Source organism: Brucella sp. NBRC 12950 (assembly GCF_030268145.1).
Classification (GTDB): domain Bacteria; phylum Pseudomonadota; class Alphaproteobacteria; order Rhizobiales; family Rhizobiaceae; genus Brucella.
This window is the reverse complement of sequence record NZ_BSQC01000021.1, coordinates 1-20,381: the sequence shown is the minus strand read 5'-3', so window position 1 is coordinate 20,381 and position 20,381 is coordinate 1. Positions and strand designations below refer to the sequence as shown.

Below are 20,381 nucleotides of genomic sequence, written 5' to 3'. Positions count from 1 at the left end.
ATGAGCTGGAAGGAATAATGGAGCCCTCTCTCATTTATGGGGGCAAGCTTCGTCATCCCCTTTGCCACCTGCAAGGCGCCTCACTTCGTTAGCGGCTGTATCGAGAACATTTTGCGACAAGTTCTCATCCTCAATGAGGCGGGACATCGTGACAGCACCGACCATAAGGGACAAAATAGCGATTGCCTTGCTGCTCGGATTTGACGTGTCGGTCTCGTGCATCAATTCGTCCAAAACCTCAAAATGAGCCCTGATTCCGTCCTCGAATGGTTGTCGAACATCTTTACTTTGACGCGCCGCGTCTGCTCCCAATGCAACCAAAGGACAACCGTCAGCCTTTTCGCCACGATGTCCGCGCGAAAGATAAAACTCAATAATAGCTTCCAGAGGGTCTGAATTTTCACCCGCAGCTGTAGACCACCTGCGGGTGGCGCTTTCCATAGCGCGTCGAGATGCCAGTGCAGCAAGGTGATCCTTGGATGTAAACTGCTTATAGAAGGCACCTTGCGTTAAGCCCGCACCTTTCATGAGGTCCTTCAGGCCGATCCCGTCAAAACCATGTTCTCGAAACAGTCGACTCGCCACGTTGATCACGGTTTCGCGATTCTCTTCGGCCTGTACGCGGCTCACTCTCATAACAGCCTCCTATTAGATTTCGTTTGACATCTATATCATAAATAGAGTTAGGTCGCAATCTAATTTGTCTGGATTGCTGGTTATGAAGAGAAGCCAAGAAATGAAACGCAAACAAGTCTGGGCCATTGCGGGTCTCACTGTGGCCGCAGCCACTGCCGCGGCTTTTTTTGTGGTTTTGGAAGTACCAAAGCGGGAAGCGGAGGCCGCTGATCCAAGGACGGCTTTCCCCTTGGTTCGGGTTGCTGAGGTAAAGGCCGCCGGAATGGCCGAGCGCTCCTTCACAGGCACTGTCGCTTCCCGTGTCCAGAGCAATCTTGGTTTCCGCGTTCCCGGCAAGATCGTTGAGCGGATGGTGGACGTGGGGCAGCAGGTCCGGCGGGGTCAGGCGCTGATGCGCATTGACGAAACTGACCTCCTGCTAGCGCTAACCGCCAAGCGAAACACGGTTTCTGCAGCGCGCGCTATTGTGATTCAGGCGCAGGCTGACGAAAAACGATACGCAGTGCTGGTAAAAAATGGTCTTGCGGCAACTCCGCAGCGTTATGAGCAGGCGAAGACGGCTCTGGATACGGCAACGGCGCAGCTCGCAGCTGCTGAAGCTGCCGCAAAGGTCGCGGAAAACGAAGTAGCTTACGCGGTCCTGTTCGCGGGTTCGGATGGAACCATCGTTCAGACATTAGGAGACCCGGGACAAGTCGTGGCAGCCGGACAGAGCGTGGTTCAACTGGCGCAGTCCGGGCCACGCGAGGCCGTCGTCTGGCTTCCTGAGACGCAGCGACCCGCTCCCGGCTCCCAAGCTCAAGCGAGAATCTATGGCAGCGGAAGTCTCAGTGGCAAGGCCACGCTGCGACAGATTTCCGATTCAGCCGATCCACAAACCCGGACTTACGAGGCGCGCTACATTCTTGAGGGCGATGCGGCGTCAGCCCCGCTTGGCTCGACCGTTACCATAAAAATCGTGGATACTGACCGCGAGCAGGAAGTCGCCGTACCAGTCGGAGCAATCCTCGACAACGGAAATCGCACAGGCGTGTGGGTAGTCAACGGCTCCACATCCACGGTGAAGTTCACACCGGTCAAGGTCCGCCAAATTGGTGAGGAGGCGGCATTTGTCACTGGTATTGGCATTGGAGAACAGATTGTCGCTCTAGGCGCGCATCTTCTGGATGATGGTGGGAGCGTTAGGATTGCCTCGCAGCCCGAGGTGAAAAAATAATGAGCTTTAATCTCTCCGCTATCGCAGTGCGTGAGCGCGCCATAACTCTTTTCTTTATCGTGCTGCTGGCAGTCGCTGGCGCCTACGCTTTTATCAAGCTGGGACGAGCCGAAGATCCGTCGTTCACTATCAAGACATTGACGGTCACGTCCGTTTGGCCAGGTGCCACTGCGCGTGAAATGCAGGACCTTGTCGCGGAGCCTCTCGAAAAGCGTATTCAGGAACTCACATGGTATGACCGCGTCGAAACGACGACCAGACCCGGCTACGCTTTTCTGACAGTCACGCTCAAGGATAATACGCCTGCAAGTGCCGTCGCAGAAGAGTTTTATCAGGCGCGCAAAAAGCTTGGCGACGAAGCGCGCAATCTGCCTCCAGGTGTCATGGGCCCGTTCGTCAACGACGAGTATTCAGACGTGAGTTTTGGCCTTTACGCCCTGAAGGCAAAGGGCATGCCGATGCGCGATCTTGTCCGACAAGCGGAGACCATTCGCCAGGATCTTCTGCACGTGCCAGGCGTGAAGAAAATCAACATCGTCGGCGAGCGCCCCGAGCAGATTTTTGTCGAGTTTTCCTATTCGAAACTCGCAACTCTCGGGATATCTGCGCAGGATATTGCTTCTGCGTTGCAGCGACAAAATACGGTCACGCCTGCGGGATCGATTGACACCAAAGGACCACAGGTCTTTATCCGTTTCGACGGAGCATATAACAGCGTTCAGGCGATTGCCGACACGCCGATTGTTGCTGCTGGACGAACATTGAAGATCTCCGACCTTGCCGAGGTTCGGCGCGGTTATCAGGACCCTGCCACTTACGTCATCCGCCACGAGGGCGAACCGACGATCATGCTAAGCGCGGTCATGCAGGCGGGATGGAATGGTCTTGATCTCGGCAAGGCACTGGAGGCTCGCTCTGCCGCCATTGCACAGACACTGCCACTGGGCATGACCCTCACCAAGGTAAGTGATCAGGCTGTCAATATTGACGAGGCCGTCGGCGAGTTCATGCTCAAGTTCGCCATGGCGCTCGGCGTTGTGCTGTTCGTCAGCTTGGTCGCCTTGGGCTGGCGTGTCGGCATCGTGGTGGCGCTTGCTGTGCCGTTAACCCTCGCGGTTGTTTTCCTGATCATGTTGGAAACCGGACGTTTCTTCGACCGCATCACGCTCGGCGCTTTGATCCTCGCCCTCGGCCTCCTTGTTGACGACGCCATTATCGCTATCGAAGTCATGGTGGTGAAGATGGAGGAGGGCATGGACCGCATCAAGGCGGCCGCTTATGCCTGGAGCCATACCGCAGCCCCTATGCTGTCCGGCACGCTGGTTACGATCATCGGACTGATGCCGGTGGGATTCGCAAAATCAACCGCCGGCGAATACGCTGGTAATATTTTCTGGGTCGTCGGTTTCGCCTTGATCGTATCCTGGATCGTCGCCGTCACATTTACACCCTATCTTGGCGTCAAGATGCTGCCAGATATCAAGCCCGTCGAGGGCGGTCATCATGCTATCTATGACACGCCCAATTACCGTCGTCTGCGTTCTATCATCGAGTTCGCAGTTCGCCACAAATTTGTGGTCTGTGCGGTGGTAGGCATTTGCATGGCCGTTTCGATCGTGGGAATGGGTGGTGTAAAGCAGCAGTTCTTCCCGACATCAGATCGCCCGGAGGTGCTGGTTGAAGTGCGCATGCCAGAGGGCACGAGCATCGAGGCGACAACATCCGCGGTGAAGAAGATTGAAAGCTGGTTACAGTCTCAGCCCGAGACAGATATTGTCACGAGTTATGTAGGGCAGGGAGCCCCGCGCTTTTTCTTCGCCATGGCCCCGGAATTGCCCGATCCAGCCTTCGCCAAGATAATTGTGCTCACGCCCGATGCCCACGCTAGGGAAGAACTTAAGCACCGCTTGAGGGGGGCCGTATCAGAGGGCCTCGTTCCCGAGGCATCCGTGCGTGTGACCCAGCTTGTATTCGGTCCCTACACGCCGTTCCCGGTCGAGTTCCGCATCATGGGCCCCGACCAAATTGAGCTCTACAAGATTTCCGAGCAGGCTCTGGCAATCATGAAGACTGTTCCAAATGTACGCCAAGCCAACAGGGATTGGGGCAACCGCACGCCTGTGCTGCGCTTTTTCCCCGACCAGGAAAGGCTCAATCTGATCGGTCTCTCACCATTGGAGGCGGCACAACAGATGCAGTTGCTTCTGAGCGGCATTCCTGTCACCCAGGTGCGCGACAACATCCGCAACGTGCCTGTCGTTGCACGCAGTGCTGGCGAGAACCGCCTTGATCCTTCACGACTTGCCGACTTCTCGTTGATGAGCAGAGATGGTCGACAAGTTCCGCTTGATCAGATCGGGCATCCCGAGATCCGCTTCGAGGAGCCGATCTTAAAGCGTCGTGACCGTACCCCGGTGATAACCATCAGGTCCGATATTAACGAGGCAACGCAGCCACCAGAAGTTTCGCAACAGGTGATGAAGGCACTGCAGCCATTAATAGCATCGCTTCCCATTGGATACCGTATCGAGATGGGTGGCAACATCGAGGAATCACTAAAAGCCAACGTCGCTCTCGCTCAGGTTTTCCCCCTGATGATCGCTGCAATGTTGATCGTCATCATCATGCAGGTTCGCAGTCTGTCGACTATGACAATGGTTATGCTGACGGCACCGCTTGGTCTTGCCGGGGTGGTTCCGACATTGATTCTGTTCAATCAACCCTTCGGGTTCAACGCCATTCTCGGGTTGATCGGGCTGGCTGGCATTCTGATGCGCAACACGTTGATCCTGACGGAGCAGATCAAGGAGAACCAAGCGGCTGGGCTCGATGACTACCACGCTGTCATTGAGGCGACAGTGCAACGGACACGACCAGTTATCCTGACTGCGCTAGCAGCGATCCTGGCGTTCATACCACTGACCCACTCAGTGTTCTGGGGGTCTATGGCATACACATTGATTGGGGGAACGGCAGCGGGAACGGTTATGATCCTACTCTTCCTGCCTGCGCTGTACGCCGTGTGGTTCCGAATAACAGCACCCCAGAAGGCCCATACTTCCCATTCATCAGGCGAGTATGCCGAGCTAAAACCGTACTAAGCGCTGGCTTTGGGACACACGAACGATAGTTAAAAAAACTTACAGAAAGTTTCGCGACGGGAAAATTAAGCGGGAGGAGCTCAAGAGCTCAAGGCAAAATATATGTAGCTCAATTTTAGGCGCGTTAAGATATGTATCGTGTGTGTTAGAGCCATGATTATTGACTGGCAATTAATCAACGGCAGAAACAAATTAGGACATGAATTCTTAAAACCCCATTGCTCATCCATCGGGTTTAATAGGCGTAAACATCGGTGTTGATTGGGCGTCCTGGCATTCGCACGAAGTCTGCCTTTAAGTTGATGGGGTCTCCTAATCCTCGTTATGTGCTACGAGTTTTGACGGAAAAATGAGTTCGTCGAAATATGCCCAAACTGTATGCAAGAGCTAATCAGCTGCGACATTCCGGTTGCGAGAATGGAACCCCTTTGGCATGACGTTAACAGTGAGGAGGGGTCATGATCCAGTTGATTTTGTATTTGTTGGTTCTGCCCGTATTGTGCATGTGTCCACTGGTAAAAAACGTTTGGGACGCATCTATCTAGAGCTCGCCATTAGCTGTCGGCTCGCGCCTGGCGGATGGCCGGTGATACGTTTAAATGCGCGGCTGAAAGCAGCTTGAGAATTATAACCAAGTTTGTGCGCCACAGTGTCGATCGACAACCTGTCGCGGTTCAGCCATTGGCTGGCAAGCCGCATCCGAAGTTCGGAAGCATAGCGAAGCGGCGGAATACCGATGGTAGATTGAAAGCGCCCAGCAAAAACAGATCGGGAAATGTTGCATTCAGCCGCCAGTTCTTCTACCGACCAGTCATGACCAGGGTTTCGGTGCAGTGCAAGAATAGCGCGCGCCAGACGCGGATCACGCAAGGCAGCCACGAGACCTGAGGCATTTTCACAGCCGCATTCCACCCAGCCTCGCACGATCATGGCGGCCATGACTTCGGCCAGTCGTGCGAGTACGCCCGCAAATCCGATCCGGCCTGAGCAGATTTCATTCTTCATACTGGTGAAAATGGGTTCCAGTCCGGGATAACGGCCATTATGAGCATCCGCCAGCATGAAGGGCGGCATCAGCGGACCAAGCCCCTGCATTCCGCCCAGATCGAACTCCATACAGCCATAAAATAGAATGGCGCTGGGTATCGTGCTGGTACTCGGGCAGGTGTCTACCCCACTAACCGCGTCGCCAAGAGGGGCTGTGGTAAAGCTGTCGATAGGTTGCACCGGGACACTATCATCGGACAGCAACGCGTGCTCTCCGCCATGAGGCATGAGAACGGCGTTACCTGCCGATAGCCTGTGAAGACTTCCATCTGCGCTTCTTAGCAGCGCTGTTCCTATGGCGAGATAGTGGAAATAGGCATAACCGGGTCTGGCATCAAAATTCATGCCGAACTCTGGCCCGGTCTGGATGCGGCGATATTGAACCCCGCGCAGTCGCATCCCGGACAGCAACTCGCTTACGAGGTCGGAGGATAACGCGAAGGAGTCTTGGAAAGTCATGTCAGGAGTTTCAATCAAATATTCAGGTATGTTAGACATAGATCGTCCGATGATTGATGTCTAGGTTCCGGTTCAAATTGATTGAAAACAGAAAGAACCTAGATGACTGATATCACTTGCTGCTCTGCATTAAGTACAGAGCCTGATGGCGTAATACATGACGAGCCCGTATCTGCTTCGTGGCTTGCAGTGTTTTCGCTGACAATGGGCGTATTCGGTCTGCTGACGGCAGAGTATTTGCCTGCGAGCCTGCTGACACCCATGGCTGCCGAGCTTGGTGTGTCTGAGGCTTTGGCAGGGCAAGCCGTTACGGTCACCGCAGTGGTGGCGCTATTTTCCGGTCTTTTTGTACCGGTTCTGACAAGAGGGTTCGACCGGCGCATAATTCTCCTGGCCTTTTCCACGTTGATGATCGCTTCCAACTTGCTGGTGGCTGTCTCCTCCAGCATAACAATTCTGTTGATTATGCGAGTTTTTCTGGGCATTGCTCTTGGTGGTTTCTGGGCAATGGCCGCGGCTGTCACAATGCGGCTTGTACCTCCTGTACTGCTTCCGCGCGCACTTTCTATCGTCTTTAGCGGCATTGCCGTGGGGACAGTCGTTTCAGTGCCGCTAGGCAGCTATCTGGGAGAGTTATTCGGGTGGCGTAGCGCCTTTTATGCAGCAGCGGCTATTGGGGTCGCAACATTGTTGTTTCAGCTTTTTACCTTACCGCGGCTTGCGCCTCGCAAAACCACTGCTCGTCTCAGAACGGTGGTCGACGTCGTGCTGCGTCCGGGCATTGCGATTGGCATGCTGGGCTGCATTCTCGCGCACACCGGGCATTACGCGCTGTTCACTTATATAAGGCCATTTCTTGAAAGCACCGCTGGCGTTGGTCCGGATGCGCTGGCGTTGATGCTGCTCGGCTTTGGAATAGCAAATTTTGCTGGTACTCTTCTAGGAGGCTGGTTGATGGAGCGTAGTTTGCACCTGACGCTTGTGCTCATGCCCATGCTTGTTGGCATCGCGGGCCTCGCTCTTGTCTTCCTGCCTGTCTCGGGTCTTGGGCTGGCCCTTCTGGTGGCTTTCTGGGGATTGACGTTCGGCGGTGTACCCGTCGCCTGGTCTACCTGGGTTGCTCGTTCGGTTCCAGATCAGGCGGAAAGCGCCGGTGGAATGGTGGTTGCCTCGGTGCAAGGGGCGATCGCTGCCGGGGCTGCAACCGGAGGCCTCATGTTCGGCTTGAGCGGCATTGTTGGTGTGTTCATAGGTGGCAGCCTGGTGATGCTGCTTGCCGCATTGCTCATAGCACTCCGTGTTAAGGTAAATGCTTCGGCAGGAGATGGAATAGGTGCGGCAAAGGTTCACCTCTGAATACCCGTCGGCTGTTCTCCGACTTGTCAGAACATTCAATCTGCTCGCAGTTCTAATATCTGCAGAGGGTTTTCTCGATGATTACACGGCATGTGCCGCGCATCCCGCTTCTCTTAATACTTTAGCAGCGAGATTCTGCGTGAGTACACGGTGCAGGGTACCCAATACTTGAAATTCAGGCTTCGTCGTTTGTGATATGTTCCCGCAGCGGCGGAGCTACGAAGTTTTGAGCGTGCGCGCTTTCTTGTCGATTATAAAATCCCATGAATCTGACCTTCTTTAAGCCATCAATATACTGTGGAGAACAGACTGTTGATTTTTGAGTTTCAGGGAACGCCTCAGACGTCCCGAGAAGGTTTACAGTATTCGGTCTTAACCGTTTCAGCTCCGTTACCATGCCCCCCGGTGGCAGCAGGCGCTTTTGATGCCTCTTTAGTCTATTGAGTTTCTGAGGGAGATGTCATGCAAAGACCGGAAGTATCGCTATCTAACGCAAGGACCCGATTCAACTGGACAAAATGACTTAGCGAAGGCGCTTTCATCACTCTCTCATCTCGAAAAGTGTAACCGATACGCTTCCGATAATTCGTAAACGGTTCGCTTCCTAATCTGGAACGCGAGACATCTATAAGTTGTTTTCGAGAACTATTGAGTGGATGTTTCAATCTAAGTTGAACATTTCAGCCGAGGTCACTTATTCTGTGTGGAGTTTCCGATCCGTCGCCGAGTTAGCATCCTGCATTCACAGAAGTCCAAGCGTTCAATTGCTTACTGAGAACAATGGACGGATCAAAGGGTTGATTCCGTTCACGGCATAGAAATCGGAGCTATGGGCGAGGTGCGAGTAAAAAACTTCAGCGGCGACTTATTATTGATCGTTGGATCAGATAAAGCGCTAGTCCGAGTACTACAATAAAAAGAATGCAGCTGATTTTGAAGGGTTGCAGCCGAGAGATGCCATACGTGTACGACGCTAGTATTGGACCAACCGTCTGTCCAATTCCCTGGGCGAGAATGTTAAGGCCGGCAGCTTTGCCTTGTGTGACGCTTGTATTGTCTAAGCTCAATCCCGCCATGTTTCCAGGTAAGATGAGACCCAATCCGATGCCCAACAGGAGCAGTGAGGAAAAAATTACAACGTAACTGGTGGCTACAGTATTCAAGTAGACTGATATTATAGAAATTATTGCGCCAGAAGCTAGTAGAGAGGATGGTTTTAAGGCCGGAAGGCGTAGCAAAAATACCTGCGTTAAGACCATTACTACGGCTGTACATAGGAATGCTGCGCCTGTTTTTGCTATTGAAAGATCAACAGTGACCCCCCAGGTGTCTTGCATTCTGATGGCTGTGACTTGCTGAAGGATGCTGTATCCTGCGAATGATACCATCGTAATGGCCATATAGGGCCAAGATAAATTGAATGCTTTGCTAAGATTTTCCGTGCTCTCGGGGCTTTCTATATGCTGAACTTTCGGAACTTCAATTCTATGGACTGCAAATAATGCACTTATCAAGACGAGGGCTACAATTCCAAACGCTGCTGCAGGATGCGCGGGAGCCACTCCAAAAGTCATAGCCGCACCAGCAACGCCACCTATTCCTGTAGCGGCGCCCAGAAGCCCCATTGCTCTAGTTCGCTCCGCGCGTGCAGTAGTATCAGCAATATAACCTTGCGCTGCGGGAAACATTCCGCCCGCCAGCAATACTTGTAAACCTCTAACCCCTGCAATTGATATCAACGCAATGCCGGCTGAAAACACGCCGCTCAAGCGTAAGTGAACGACACAGCCAATAGCAGCAAGCGAGCTTGCGCTTACTCCTATGGCGAGATAGAGAACAGGCCGTCGTCCCAGTCGGTCGCTTAAGTGCCCCCATAAGGGAGCTGATATCATCAATAGGAGAGCTGACAGACTTACGATCAAGCCAGCCTGGAGATCGGTAAAGCCCAAACTTCGCGCCAGTGGCGGCATTACAAGGAGGAACAGCGATTGTCCCGCCACGAAGGCGGCTACTGCGCTAAGTAACGGTAATCGCGGCATTATGTACATTCGGTGGACTTACCATTGAATAATTACCTACAGAGAAAAATATCTTAAATTTAATCCTCTAATTCAGCGTGGTTCGATATTTCTTTAGCATTCCTGATAATGATATTTCTGTAGTTATATTCGATCCAGCCGTTTTTGGAAAACTTGTTAAGCGTTGCGTTGACCTGTTGTCTTGATGCATTGGCCATGATGCCGAGATCATGCTGGGACAGCGGGATAGATTCATTTCCAAGCCATGCAGTTCGGTGAATGACGGAGGCGATGCGGCGTGATGCGTTTCGCTTTTGCAGGTCGTGTACAATGCGCACCAGAACGTCGACCGTCAAAACGGTATTCATGCACACAGCGCGAACAAAGGCTGGATCTTTCCTGGCCATTTGTTCCATTGCTTCCAAAGGGATATGCATCATCCATGCAGCACTCAACGCTCGCAGCTCTGCGCGTCTTGGCTGTCCCGTCAAAAAGGGGCCTTCACCGGTCCAAGCTCCTGCGACGCCAAGGTGAATAAGCCGGGGTGCCGCGCTGTCCGAGGCTGTATTGATCGAGACGCTGCCCGCTACAAGACCGTACATCCCACCAAGAGGGTCGCCGACCCTGTATATGGCCTGTCCAGGCTCATACTTATTCACCACAGCTTTCCCGAAAATCCCTTGTCTAAATGGTTCTGGCATATAAGAGAGCCAACCGTTCGCGCTGATTACTTGTTCGGCGTACTCACGTGTTATTTCTTGCATCTGGTTCTTCGGGCTCGGTGAATGGTGAATACTGGCTCTTCTCTAGTGCTTATTTATACCGGGTATTTATAACCAAGAAATAAATGCTGATTTGTTCCAACCTTCGATGAACTGTCAGGATTCGGACAGTCTCTCTTCTGAAAGCATGCATAATCGTCTTGCTGCCGCGGGACATGAGCAGCAAGAGAGCGTCCTTTTTGAAGGTTGGGGAATGGCGGATAAGATTGGGGGTGCAATGGCTAGAAAAGCACCGGTAATGAGTGCGACAATCTTGGCAGTTTTCGTGGCGAGCACAGCTACAAGTAAGGCGCAGTCTTCTGCTGATGATCTATCACAGAAACTGGCCAACCCTCTTGCCAATCTGATTAGCGTGCCATTTCAAGGCAACTACGATTTCAAGGCTGGAGCCAAGGGCGATGGTTTTGCATTCACACTGAACGTTCAACCGGTGATACCGTTTAGCGTAAACGAAGACTGGAATTTGATAACCCGGACGATTATCCCGATTTCTTATAGAGATTATATGCCGGGAGGTAGTGTAAGTGGGCTCGGCGATATCAATGCCAGTTTCTTCTTTTCGCCGAAAGAGCCCGCGAATGGTCTGATTTGGGGGGCTGGTCCTGTTTTCCTTCTGCCCACAGCGACAGACGACTATCTGGGTACCGGGAAATTCGGGCTGGGCCCAACAGCCGTTGCGCTCGTTCAGCAGGATAAATGGACTGTCGGTGGTCTTGCAAATCATATCTGGTCGGTTGCCGGTGATAGCGACAGGCAAGACGTCAGTGTGAGTCTGTTGCAGCCTTTCGTGTCATATAATTTTGGTCATGGTACGTCAGCATCTTTAAGCGTGGATTCAACTTATGATTGGGAAGCTTCCCAATGGACAGTGCCGGTCAATTTCGGGGTTACACAAGTATTCCAGGTGGGGACACAGGCGATGAGTTTCCAGGTAGGAGGTCGATACTACGCGGAGGCCCCAAGCGGCGGTCCGGACTGGGGTCTGCGAACAACCCTGACCTTCCTGTTTCCGAAATAGCTCTCAAAATGCGCTTATTGCGAGACATTTTGATGAGCTATCGGGTGCAACTCAAACCCTACTAAGGTCGAATGATGAATATGGTCGGAAAGTTTGCTTTACCTCTCCTTCTTCTGGGAGCGGGGCTATCTGTAGCAAATGCGGCAGATGCGGTGCTTCCAGGCATTGTCCCAGAAGCAAAACCGGTGGAAAATTCGGATTGGCGTTTTGCAGCGAGCCCTTATTTCTGGGCGGCTGGGATTTCAGGGGATGTTGGCCAGTTCGGATTGCCGGCAGTACATCTCAAGTCTGATTTCGGTGATATCCTCAGCGATCTCGATTTTTCCTTCATGGGTGTCGCCGAAGCCCGGAATGATCGTTACAGTTTCTTTGGCGACATTATCTATACGAAAACCACAACGGATTCCGGAACCCCACGGGGTTTCCTCGCGCGCGACGTCAGCCTGACATCTCAAACCTTTACGGGCCTTTTCGGCGCGGGATACTCTCTATTCACTGACGGAAAAAGCAATTTCGACGCTGTTGTCGGCGCCCGCATCTGGTACGCAAAAACTGAACTGAGCTTCTCGGGCGGTTTGCTCGATGGCGTCGAGCGCAGCGATAGCGCCACCTGGGTCGACGCTATTGCTGGATTTCGCAGCCGTTATTTCCTGTCGGATAATGTGTACGTAAATGGTTGGGGATTGATTGGAGCCGGTCAGGCGAAGCTCGATTGGGACGTGGCAGCCGGTATCGGCTATCAGTTTAACGATAATATCTCCGCTGTTGCTGGCTATCGTGCCCTTGGTGTCGATTATGACCACGACAATTTTGTGTTCGATGTTGTTCAGCAGGGGCCAATTCTTGGATTGGCATTTCGCTTTTAAGCTTTGCTGCTCAATCTGAGTTTCATCAATCTAGATCAAGATGAGGTTGAAAATGCGTTGCAGTAGCCGTAACTCATGGCAAAAAAGTTCCAAGGATAAAATTCTGGCATTTGGTATTGTTGCGCTGGCCGCGTCAATGTTGATGCCCTCCACGTCTGTCGCTGCTGAGCCGGTTCAAGTCAACAGTGACAATTTCGTCCAGGCCGAGAGCGATCTGTATTTTTCAGCAGTGGTAGCGGCTGGCCGTTTCGGCAAATTCGGCCACGATCGGGAGATGACACCGCTGGATAAGCAGGCAATAATCCGTATGAACCGCGACACGCTTTATTCATCAGCAGTGTTCGATCTTGACGCCGGGCCTGTGACAGTCACGCTGCCTGACACCGGTGGGCGTTTCATGTCGATGCAGGTCTTCGATCAAAACCATTATACGCACGGTGTTTACTACGAACCTGGGACTTATACGTTCACCCGAGAAGAGATTGGAACGCGCTACGTCTTCCCTGGTATTCGTATTCTTGCAAATCCGGAGGATCCCGAAGACCTGAAGGCCGTACATGAACTACAGGACAAAATCACCGCTGAGCAGCCGGGTGGTCCCGGAAGTTTTGAAATCCCTAATTGGGACAGCACCAGCCGTAACAACACCCGATCTGTCATTCTGCAATTAGCCGCAACTCTGCCGGATACGCGCGGCATGTTCGGAGCGAAGGACAAGGTTGATCCGGTTCGTCATTTCATCGGCTCGGCCATGGCTTGGGGTGGTAACCCGGAACAAGACGCGCTGTATCTGAACCGTACAGTGTCCGACAATGACGGCAACACGGTGTATAGTATCAAAGTCGCCGACGTACCTGTTAAAGGCTTTTGGTCAATAAGTATCTATGATGAAAAGGGATTTTTCAGGCAGAATAAGTCGAACGCTTACACAATCAACAATCTGACCGCTCATAAGGATACTGACGGTGGCGTGAGAGTTCAGTTCGGCGGTTGCGACGGCAAAATTGCCAACTGTTTGCCGACACCAGAGGGATGGAATTACATGGTTCGTCTATATCGCCCCGAGACGAGCATTCTGGATGGAAGCTGGAAATTTCCTGTTGCGGAGGAAGTGAAATGAAGCGAAGGACTTTTCTTGCCGGTACTGCTGCGCTGATGGCGCTGCCATCATTGCCATCCTTCGCACAGGAAGACATTAGGGCATCGGCCCGTGAGGCTTATATTTACACTTATCCGATGGTGAAGAACTATCTCACCATGTATCAGTATGCGCTTGAGCCAGACGGCGGACAATACAAGGGGCCTTTCAACAAAATGGTAAGTATTGCTCGGGTCTATACGCCTGAGGACACAGCCATTATTACGCCGAACTCGGACACACCTTATTCATTCATTGTTTTCGATTTGCGTGCAGAGCCTGTCGTGGTAACGCTGCCGGCAATCGAGAAGGATCGGTATTACTCACTCCAGCTGGTTGATCTATACACCAACAATGTCGACTATCCGGGCACGCGCGTCGATGGCAATGACGGTGGCGACTTTCTGATCACTGGCCCCGGTTGGAAGGGCGAGGTGCCCAAGGGTATCAAGCGCGTTATCGAAATGCCGACCACGCTCGCAATCGGTATCGTCAGGACACAGCTTTTCTCTTCGGCTGATCTCGACAAGGTGAAGGATGTTCAGGCGGGCTACAAGGCAGCACTTCTGTCGACCTATGCCGGTACCCCGGCACCTGAAGCTCCACCATCGGTCGCCTGGCTACCGATATCGGATGAAAAGATGGTCTCCGATTATTGGTCGCTTGCTGCCTTCCTGCTTCAGTTCGCCCCGCCGTATGCAGGAGATGAGGCGCAACGAGAAAACCTAGTCAGTCTTGGTATCCGTCAGGGAGAAACATGGCCGGGGGCAAGCACGCCAGCCGCTACGGTAGAACTGATGAATGAGTTGGTTGTGACGACGGAAAAGGAGCTTCGAGAAGAAGCCGGTCGAATGACCGATTCATCCAAATTATTCGGTACGCCTGAATTCATGAAGGGCAAGTACTTAGTCCGTGCCGCAGCCGCACAAGGCGGAATTTACGGTAATACAGTACAGGAAGCCCTTTATGTCATCTATGCGCTTGACGGGAAGATGGTGCCGCTAAACGGTCGGGATGGCGATTATACTTTGACGTTCTCGCAGGACACATTGCCGCCCGTCGATGCATTCTGGTCGATAACTATGTATGATCGAGCCAAGCAATTTCTCGTCAAAAACCCTATCGATCGCTATCTGATTAACTCGGCGATGCTTAGTGATCTCCAGAAAAACGACAATGGTGAAATAGTTCTGCATCTACAGCACGATAGTCCAGGATCGAAACTTGAATCGAATTGGCTCCCTGCTCCTAGCGAACCATTTTATGCTGTTATGCGACTCTACTTACCGAAAACAGAGGCAATAAATGGACGTTGGATACCTCCTGTAGTCAATAAAGTGTAGAATTTTATTATTGCAGCACCGGTGGTTTGAAACCGATGCTGCATTATTATTTATGTTTTTTGCATTTCATAATTGCAACCAAAGTCGAACCCGGCCCGTTAGTTCGCCAATAGTTTCAGAAATATCAAATCAATTCAGCGATAACCGTTTGCCCATCACAGCTGGCTTAATAACAGAGATCCGTTCTTGACCGGCAATCAGCGAAAATAGTGCTTCGATTAGCTGGATTGTCTACAGCGGAGCTTTTGCGTAGCCTTTTGAGAGAATTGGTCCCGTCGGACGTCCCGTTGGAGAGCCACCAGCAGGTTCTAATGTAAGTTCATAAAGCTGTTCACCACGGGGCAGAGGCAGGTCTGGTCCCTTCAACACTGCGGAATGCGCGCCTTCGAGCAATCCCATTGAGACAGGCCCGATTTCCTGTGAGGGTAGCGTCCATACCTGAATGGTTTTACCTGACGGAATTTCGACGTTGTTTAACAGGCGGACACGGGCATTTTCATTACCAAAATCTTCAACGATTGCCTGAACGCCTCCAGTATCATCCAGCAAAACCGCGATCACAACCGGCTCAATGGTTCTTGTAAGCGACCATCCGAGACCAATAGCAAGAAGGATTGATGCGGCCGATGCCGAAAGTGCAGCAAGTCGCCAGCGATTAACACCAAACTTGTTATCGTTAGCATTTCTGACGGGCGATACTGACGCGGCAGCGCTTTCCAAAAGCTGGTTTTGAATAGCTTCCCAGATGCGTTCATCGACGTGCATCGGATTAACCGACGTATCAAGCGCCAAAAAGCGCTCAAGACTGTTGGCAACGGCTTGCTTCAGCTCGTCATTGTGGCTGATTTCGGCTTCGATCTGAAGTTCTTCGTCTGGGTTAAGTAGGCCGAGCACATATTCGTCGGCAAGTTCTGGGATGTTATCGAATGACTTTATCATGACATGCACGCCCGTAATGCGCTCAAACCGCGACGTACCCACGATTTTGCAGTGCCCAGAGGTATCTGTAATCGACCTGCGATCTCACCGTGCGTATAACCTCCGACATAAGCCATAAGAATGCCATCCCGCTTGTTTTTATCGAGGGAACGAAGACAATCCCGCAACTGGCTTTTCTGATCAAGTTGATGCCAGGCATTCAGAATTTCATTTGAATGATCGGCCTCCTTTAATGTGTCGATATCATCGACAGCCTGTTCGCGTTTACCGTCACGTAAGGCATTCAAAGCTCGATTGCGGACAATCGCGTATATCCATCCTTTGGCAGAGCCTTGGTCAGGCGCATATTGATGGGCATGTGTCCAAATCCGAATGAGGGCTTCTTGTAAGACTTCCTCTGCAAGTTCGCGACGCCGAAGAATGCGGTGGGCTACTGCTAGCAATCGGCCTGCTTCCTGATCAAATATGGTGCGTAGCCCTGAACGGTCACGCCGCACGCAGGCAGCAATAGCCTTTGCCAGTTCATCCGACTGTCCGCCCATTCCATATGTCTCCTCATCCGAAACATAACCTAACCCTAATTCCTATACGCATGAAATAGGCAAACAGATGCATCGGAATTTTATTTTTCTTAGCTGCATCCACCGGCGGGTCTCGTGTGTCTAGACATTAGAGGCGCCGAAATCCACGACCCGAACGGCTGCTTCAAACCGCGAAACAAAGGAGAACAATGATGCGCACTATTCAGTTGGTACTGGCTACATCGACTATTCTTGGGGTTTCGATCATTCATGGCATGGCTGCACCAGCCATTGGCCTCGTTGGCGAAAAAACGCTGGTGATGTTTGATACAGATGACGGCAAGATCACAAAGACGATGGATGTAGACGGCGTTGAAAAGCTGCTTGGAATTGATGTTCGACCTGCCGATAAGACGGTTGTCGGCGTTACTGAGGATCATCGGATTGTAACAATCAATCTCGAAAGCGGAGCTGTAACGGATGTTTCCAAAATGAACGAGATGCTTCCAATTGCAGAAGGTCAGCCAATTATTGTCGATTTCAACCCTATGGCTGACCGACTTCGTTTCATGACGGGCACGACAAATCATCGTGTTCATCCTGATACAGGTGAAGTGACCGTTGATGGTAAGCTCGCTTTTGAAACGGGTGATGCCGGCGAAGGGTCTGAAGGCAAAATCGCCGCTGCCGCTTACACGAATTCAATCGGCAAGCCAGAAAAGACCGCCATGTTCAACATTGATGCTGGCAACAAGACACTGGTTCAGCAAACAAGGCCGAATGATGGAACGCTAAAGACGATCGGCAAGCTGGAAATCAGCGAAAATCCTGCGACTTATGCCTTTGACATTCATGGATTGGCGGAAGGCAAAAACACTGCCTATCTGGTTGGCGACAATACGATTTACACCGTAAACCTTGAAACTGGTGCCGCCACGAAGGTTGGCACTATCGAGAAGCTTGACAATAGTGTGCGAGATATAGCTGTTCTGCCCGCTTCTTAATTTTCTGAATTTGGCCGGTTCCAAGCCGGCCTTTTTTTAGATATTTCTGTCATCAGATATTCGCTGCTCGATGCGGCGTGCAATCACGGCTAAGTCCACATTACGCCCGGCGATTTTTTCAATCGCTGCTACCACAAGATCGCGCGCCACATAGTCGGACTTATGCCCCATTCCCTTTATTACAAAGAGTTCAGACTGATAAATATCCTTGGCCAACTGTTTTGCATGGATTGCTGGCGACACAATTTCATCGGTATCGCCTGTGACGATAATCGTCGGCACAACAATATTCTTATAGTTTTTATAAGCACTTTTAGTCCAGTCACAGAGTACACCGAGTTCGCGCGCATTGTGCCGGAATGTGCAGGGCCGCAATGCGTGCCATGCCTTTGTCCGCGATATGTAATCGATCGGGGATTTATTCGGTGTGAACACCGATCTTATCGCCTTTCTTAGGCTCAGTAATCCAAAGGTTGGTGCGACGAGCATACTGAACAATGCACCGATTACTGGCATTCGTGCAAAATCATTATACCACGCGATACCGCCGACCCATGGATAAACAGCAGGTGAGAGGAAAATTAGACCAGATACACTTTCAGGATGCCGCACCGCCAGAGCCGCAGCCACTGCACCGCCGTAAGAGTGACCGATAATTGTGGCACTTTCTATGCTGCGGATTTTCATAAGTTTGGCTATTGCGTCGGCCTGTGCATCGGGTCGAATGCTTTCGACTGGTCCAACTTCTGACTTTCCATGTCCCGGACGATCCACAAAAAGCATCTGGGCATTATTTAGACGCACGTCGCGAAATGTGTAAAGCGGGTCAAGAAGACTGGTACTCGCCCCATGAATGAATAAAACGGTATTGTTTGTCTCTAAGGTTTTGGAAGAGAGAAGAACACTGTTTAGGCGAAAACCTCCTACATCGGCTAATGTTGCGTCTTCTTGTATGTCCATCTAACCCCTCTCATAATTAAAAACGTTCTACGAAGTTATGCTCGCGATCAGTTAAAAGGCCAGACCGGCATTTTTAATACAGTCTGGGTCCGTTTTGTTTTAGGCAAAACCACTTTATCGATGACGTGAAGAGCATCGTTAGACTGCTTCACATCGGTGATTGTGATGTGGGCAACGGTTCCATTCTCGTCATTAATGATAAGCTTTCCCATCTTTTCCCGAGCTGTAAGAACAAAACAGCCTACGGTCTTGATGGCGTGTGAGTAATGCTTCTACCCGAATCTGGCTATTTATTGAATCACCGATATTTTTGAATGCACGTTAGTTAACGAAGTTGCTGGGTTGAGGGATCACTTCCAAAAGTAAAATTCTTTACGCGCGCTTTTTAGCTTTTCAAACATCAGACTGTTACGGTTTGGTAAAAGAGCTTGTTCAAATGTCCTAGTCGATTAAAATTTTGTTGCCCACTTCGGCAAGTACCTTAATCGAAAAATGTGTCGCATAGCTTTCACTATCGGCGAGAGTCTGCGGAACGCATGGAATAGGATGGGTGCCGCCTACGGCGTTGCACCGAAAAAAGAAGTTTTATATATGCGTCTGTTGATCAGGCCCAGTCGTTTCCAAGTCAATTGACACTCGTCGACCATAAGGCTTGTTGCTGACCCATACTCTAGAGCAGGAACCTGACATTAGATTTCCCTCGGATCCCTGGAGTATTTACGTCTTAGATAATGTCTGCCGTAAGCCGATGATGATCGTGTCTGGCGACGTATTTGTGTGGACGACCATTCCGTTGTGCAGTGCTCGGCGCCGTGCAGAACCCAACGATGACGTTTGTCTAAATCGCATTGCCTCCGGGATAGAGAAAACCTACTCAAGCCTCAGCCCAGAGACGCCTTTTTAACCGGCTTCATAGCACGTACTACGATATCGACGTCCTCATCTATTAAATAGACAGACCGCAGGCGGGAATAGAATTGACAAACTTTGCCAATTTGAGATTATAAGCTGAAGCGAAGGAGAGTTTGATGGTAACGATGAACGTATCGCTTCCTCATCCTATGAAAGAATGGGTTGAGGCTCAGGCCAAAACGGGACGCTACTCGAACGCGAGTGACTATGTGCGCGATTTGATCCGTAAAGATCAGATGCGTAACGACAAGATTGCAGCGATGCAGCGTTTTGTCGACGAGGGCTTGCAAAGTGGCCCAGGCAATCGTTCGCAGGATGAACTCTTCGCTATTGCAATAGCTAACGCTGAAAAATCTGTGAAACGCACCTGATGGAACTTAAGCTCTCTGTTCTTGCGGAGGACGATATTATTTCCATCGCCGAGCAAGGGATCGCGATGTTCGGGCCTGTACAGGCTAAACGCTATCACGAAGAAATATTTAATACACTGGATTTAATTGCCAGGAACCCAAAAATGGCACGTGCACGTGAAGAAATCTCTCCTCCTGTGCGGGTTCATCCATTTCAAGCTCATATTATTATTTATCAAATTGAAGAAGACGGAACCGTTTTCGTAATTCGGATACGTCATGCCTTTGAAGATTGGGTCAGCGACCCGCTGTAATCTTTGTTTTGGTCGATGCAGCACGGCGTGTATCGCATAGATGATGTAATGGTCCTGTTTAGAACTCTTGTCCAAAGACGACGCTAAGGTTGATTGCGTTGTTCTCGACTTTGAATCAAAAACAAAAGCACTCCCTAAAAATTTGCGCCGTTAACTGTTGAGGCTTAAAATTCGCGCGCACTCAACGGTTTGATCAGATTTTGCCTCCCTGGTAGGATGTCTGCCAGAGGGTGGATTGCAGACTGGCAGGTTGTAGACCTTTCGGTGCAAAGCCGCTGTTGTTACTGTATCCGAAACCAACCTAATTTGCGGAGAACAACGTGGCAAAGCAGGCATTCATTATAGGGGGAACCGGACAGATTGGCCGTGCGATTGGCCTGAAGCTCCTGGAGGAAGGCTGG

General features: G+C 51.2%; 17 protein-coding genes and 1 pseudogene. 10 read left to right on the top strand and 8 right to left on the bottom strand.

The window, feature by feature from the left end:
- Positions 1-30: 30 nt before the first annotated feature.
- Positions 31-636 (bottom strand): TetR/AcrR family transcriptional regulator, encoded by a 606-nt coding sequence (locus tag QSJ70_RS25150; protein ID WP_285540662.1) that lies wholly within the window; start codon positions 634-636, stop codon positions 31-33.
- A gap of 100 nt (positions 637-736) precedes the next feature.
- On the opposite strand from QSJ70_RS25150, the gene QSJ70_RS25145 reads away from it, so the two are divergent.
- Positions 737-1,852 (top strand): efflux RND transporter periplasmic adaptor subunit, encoded by a 1,116-nt coding sequence (locus QSJ70_RS25145; RefSeq protein ID WP_285540660.1) that lies wholly within the window; start codon positions 737-739, stop codon positions 1,850-1,852.
- On the top strand, positions 1,852-4,953 hold the full coding sequence (locus QSJ70_RS25140; protein WP_285540657.1) for an efflux RND transporter permease subunit: 3,102 nt from the start codon (positions 1,852-1,854) through the stop codon (positions 4,951-4,953). The genes QSJ70_RS25145 and QSJ70_RS25140 overlap by 1 nt, the downstream gene beginning before the upstream one ends.
- A gap of 537 nt (positions 4,954-5,490) precedes the next feature.
- On the opposite strand, the gene QSJ70_RS25135 is transcribed toward QSJ70_RS25140, so the two are convergent.
- Positions 5,491-6,459, bottom strand: a complete 969-nt coding sequence (locus tag QSJ70_RS25135; RefSeq protein ID WP_285540655.1) for an AraC family transcriptional regulator — start codon at positions 6,457-6,459, stop codon at positions 5,491-5,493.
- Positions 6,460-6,561: 102 nt separating this feature from the next.
- Here QSJ70_RS25135 and QSJ70_RS25130 point away from each other — a divergent pair, with 102 nt between their 5' ends.
- Positions 6,562-7,815: an MFS transporter gene (locus tag QSJ70_RS25130; protein WP_285540653.1), complete on the top strand. Its 1,254-nt coding sequence runs from the start codon at positions 6,562-6,564 to the stop codon at positions 7,813-7,815.
- Between the two features lie 854 nt (positions 7,816-8,669).
- Here QSJ70_RS25130 and QSJ70_RS25125 read toward each other — a convergent pair.
- Positions 8,670-9,863 carry an MFS transporter gene (locus QSJ70_RS25125; protein WP_285540650.1) on the bottom strand — a complete coding sequence of 398 codons (1,194 nt, stop codon included), beginning with the start codon at positions 9,861-9,863 and terminating at the stop codon, positions 8,670-8,672.
- Positions 9,864-9,913: 50 nt separating this feature from the next.
- Entirely contained in the window at positions 9,914-10,597 is a 684-nt protein-coding gene (locus QSJ70_RS25120; protein WP_285540648.1) for a Crp/Fnr family transcriptional regulator, read from the bottom strand.
- Between the two features lie 235 nt (positions 10,598-10,832).
- On the opposite strand from QSJ70_RS25120, the gene QSJ70_RS25115 reads away from it, so the two are divergent.
- The 4 genes from QSJ70_RS25115 to QSJ70_RS25100 all read left to right on the top strand — a co-directional run bounded on the left by QSJ70_RS25115 (position 10,833) and on the right by QSJ70_RS25100 (position 14,980).
- Complete coding sequence (locus QSJ70_RS25115) at positions 10,833-11,633, top strand: transporter (RefSeq protein ID WP_285540646.1); 801 nt, start codon at positions 10,833-10,835, stop codon at positions 11,631-11,633.
- A gap of 74 nt (positions 11,634-11,707) precedes the next feature.
- Positions 11,708-12,499, top strand: a complete 792-nt coding sequence (locus QSJ70_RS25110; RefSeq protein WP_502871723.1) for a hypothetical protein — start codon at positions 11,708-11,710, stop codon at positions 12,497-12,499.
- A 52-nt stretch (positions 12,500-12,551) separates the two neighbouring features.
- Entirely contained in the window at positions 12,552-13,619 is a 1,068-nt protein-coding gene (locus QSJ70_RS25105; RefSeq protein ID WP_352231025.1) for a DUF1254 domain-containing protein, read from the top strand.
- On the top strand, positions 13,616-14,980 hold the full coding sequence (locus tag QSJ70_RS25100) for a DUF1254 domain-containing protein (protein ID WP_285540641.1): 1,365 nt from the start codon (positions 13,616-13,618) through the stop codon (positions 14,978-14,980). Before QSJ70_RS25105 ends, QSJ70_RS25100 begins: the two co-directional genes overlap by 4 nt.
- 231 nt (positions 14,981-15,211) lie before the next feature.
- Here QSJ70_RS25100 and QSJ70_RS25095 read toward each other — a convergent pair whose 3' ends face one another.
- Positions 15,212-15,919 carry an anti-sigma factor gene (locus QSJ70_RS25095; protein WP_285540639.1) on the bottom strand — a complete coding sequence of 236 codons (708 nt, stop codon included), beginning with the start codon at positions 15,917-15,919 and terminating at the stop codon, positions 15,212-15,214.
- A complete protein-coding gene (locus QSJ70_RS25090; RefSeq protein ID WP_285540637.1) occupies positions 15,916-16,461 on the bottom strand; it encodes a sigma-70 family RNA polymerase sigma factor in 546 nt (181 codons plus the stop codon). The genes QSJ70_RS25095 and QSJ70_RS25090 overlap by 4 nt, the downstream gene beginning before the upstream one ends.
- A gap of 191 nt (positions 16,462-16,652) precedes the next feature.
- Between QSJ70_RS25090 and QSJ70_RS25085 the strand changes: the two genes are divergently transcribed.
- A complete protein-coding gene (locus tag QSJ70_RS25085) occupies positions 16,653-17,444 on the top strand; it encodes a DUF4394 domain-containing protein (protein ID WP_285540776.1) in 792 nt (263 codons plus the stop codon).
- Positions 17,445-17,480: 36 nt separating this feature from the next.
- Here QSJ70_RS25085 and QSJ70_RS25080 read toward each other — a convergent pair whose 3' ends face one another.
- Together QSJ70_RS25080 and QSJ70_RS25075 are read right to left on the bottom strand one after the other, a co-directional pair.
- Positions 17,481-18,404: an alpha/beta fold hydrolase gene (locus QSJ70_RS25080; protein WP_285540635.1), complete on the bottom strand. Its 924-nt coding sequence runs from the start codon at positions 18,402-18,404 to the stop codon at positions 17,481-17,483.
- A 47-nt stretch (positions 18,405-18,451) separates the two neighbouring features.
- Positions 18,452-18,664 (bottom strand): annotated as a pseudogene (locus tag QSJ70_RS25075) (hypothetical protein); the annotation flags it as partial.
- A gap of 768 nt (positions 18,665-19,432) precedes the next feature.
- Here QSJ70_RS25075 and QSJ70_RS25070 point away from each other — a divergent pair.
- Positions 19,433-19,687: a type II toxin-antitoxin system ParD family antitoxin gene (locus tag QSJ70_RS25070; RefSeq protein WP_285540633.1), complete on the top strand. Its 255-nt coding sequence runs from the start codon at positions 19,433-19,435 to the stop codon at positions 19,685-19,687.
- Positions 19,687-19,980, top strand: coding sequence for a type II toxin-antitoxin system RelE/ParE family toxin (locus tag QSJ70_RS25065; RefSeq protein ID WP_285540631.1), 294 nt, complete (start codon positions 19,687-19,689; stop codon positions 19,978-19,980). The genes QSJ70_RS25070 and QSJ70_RS25065 overlap by 1 nt, the downstream gene beginning before the upstream one ends.
- The last annotated feature ends 401 nt before the right edge of the window (positions 19,981-20,381 follow it).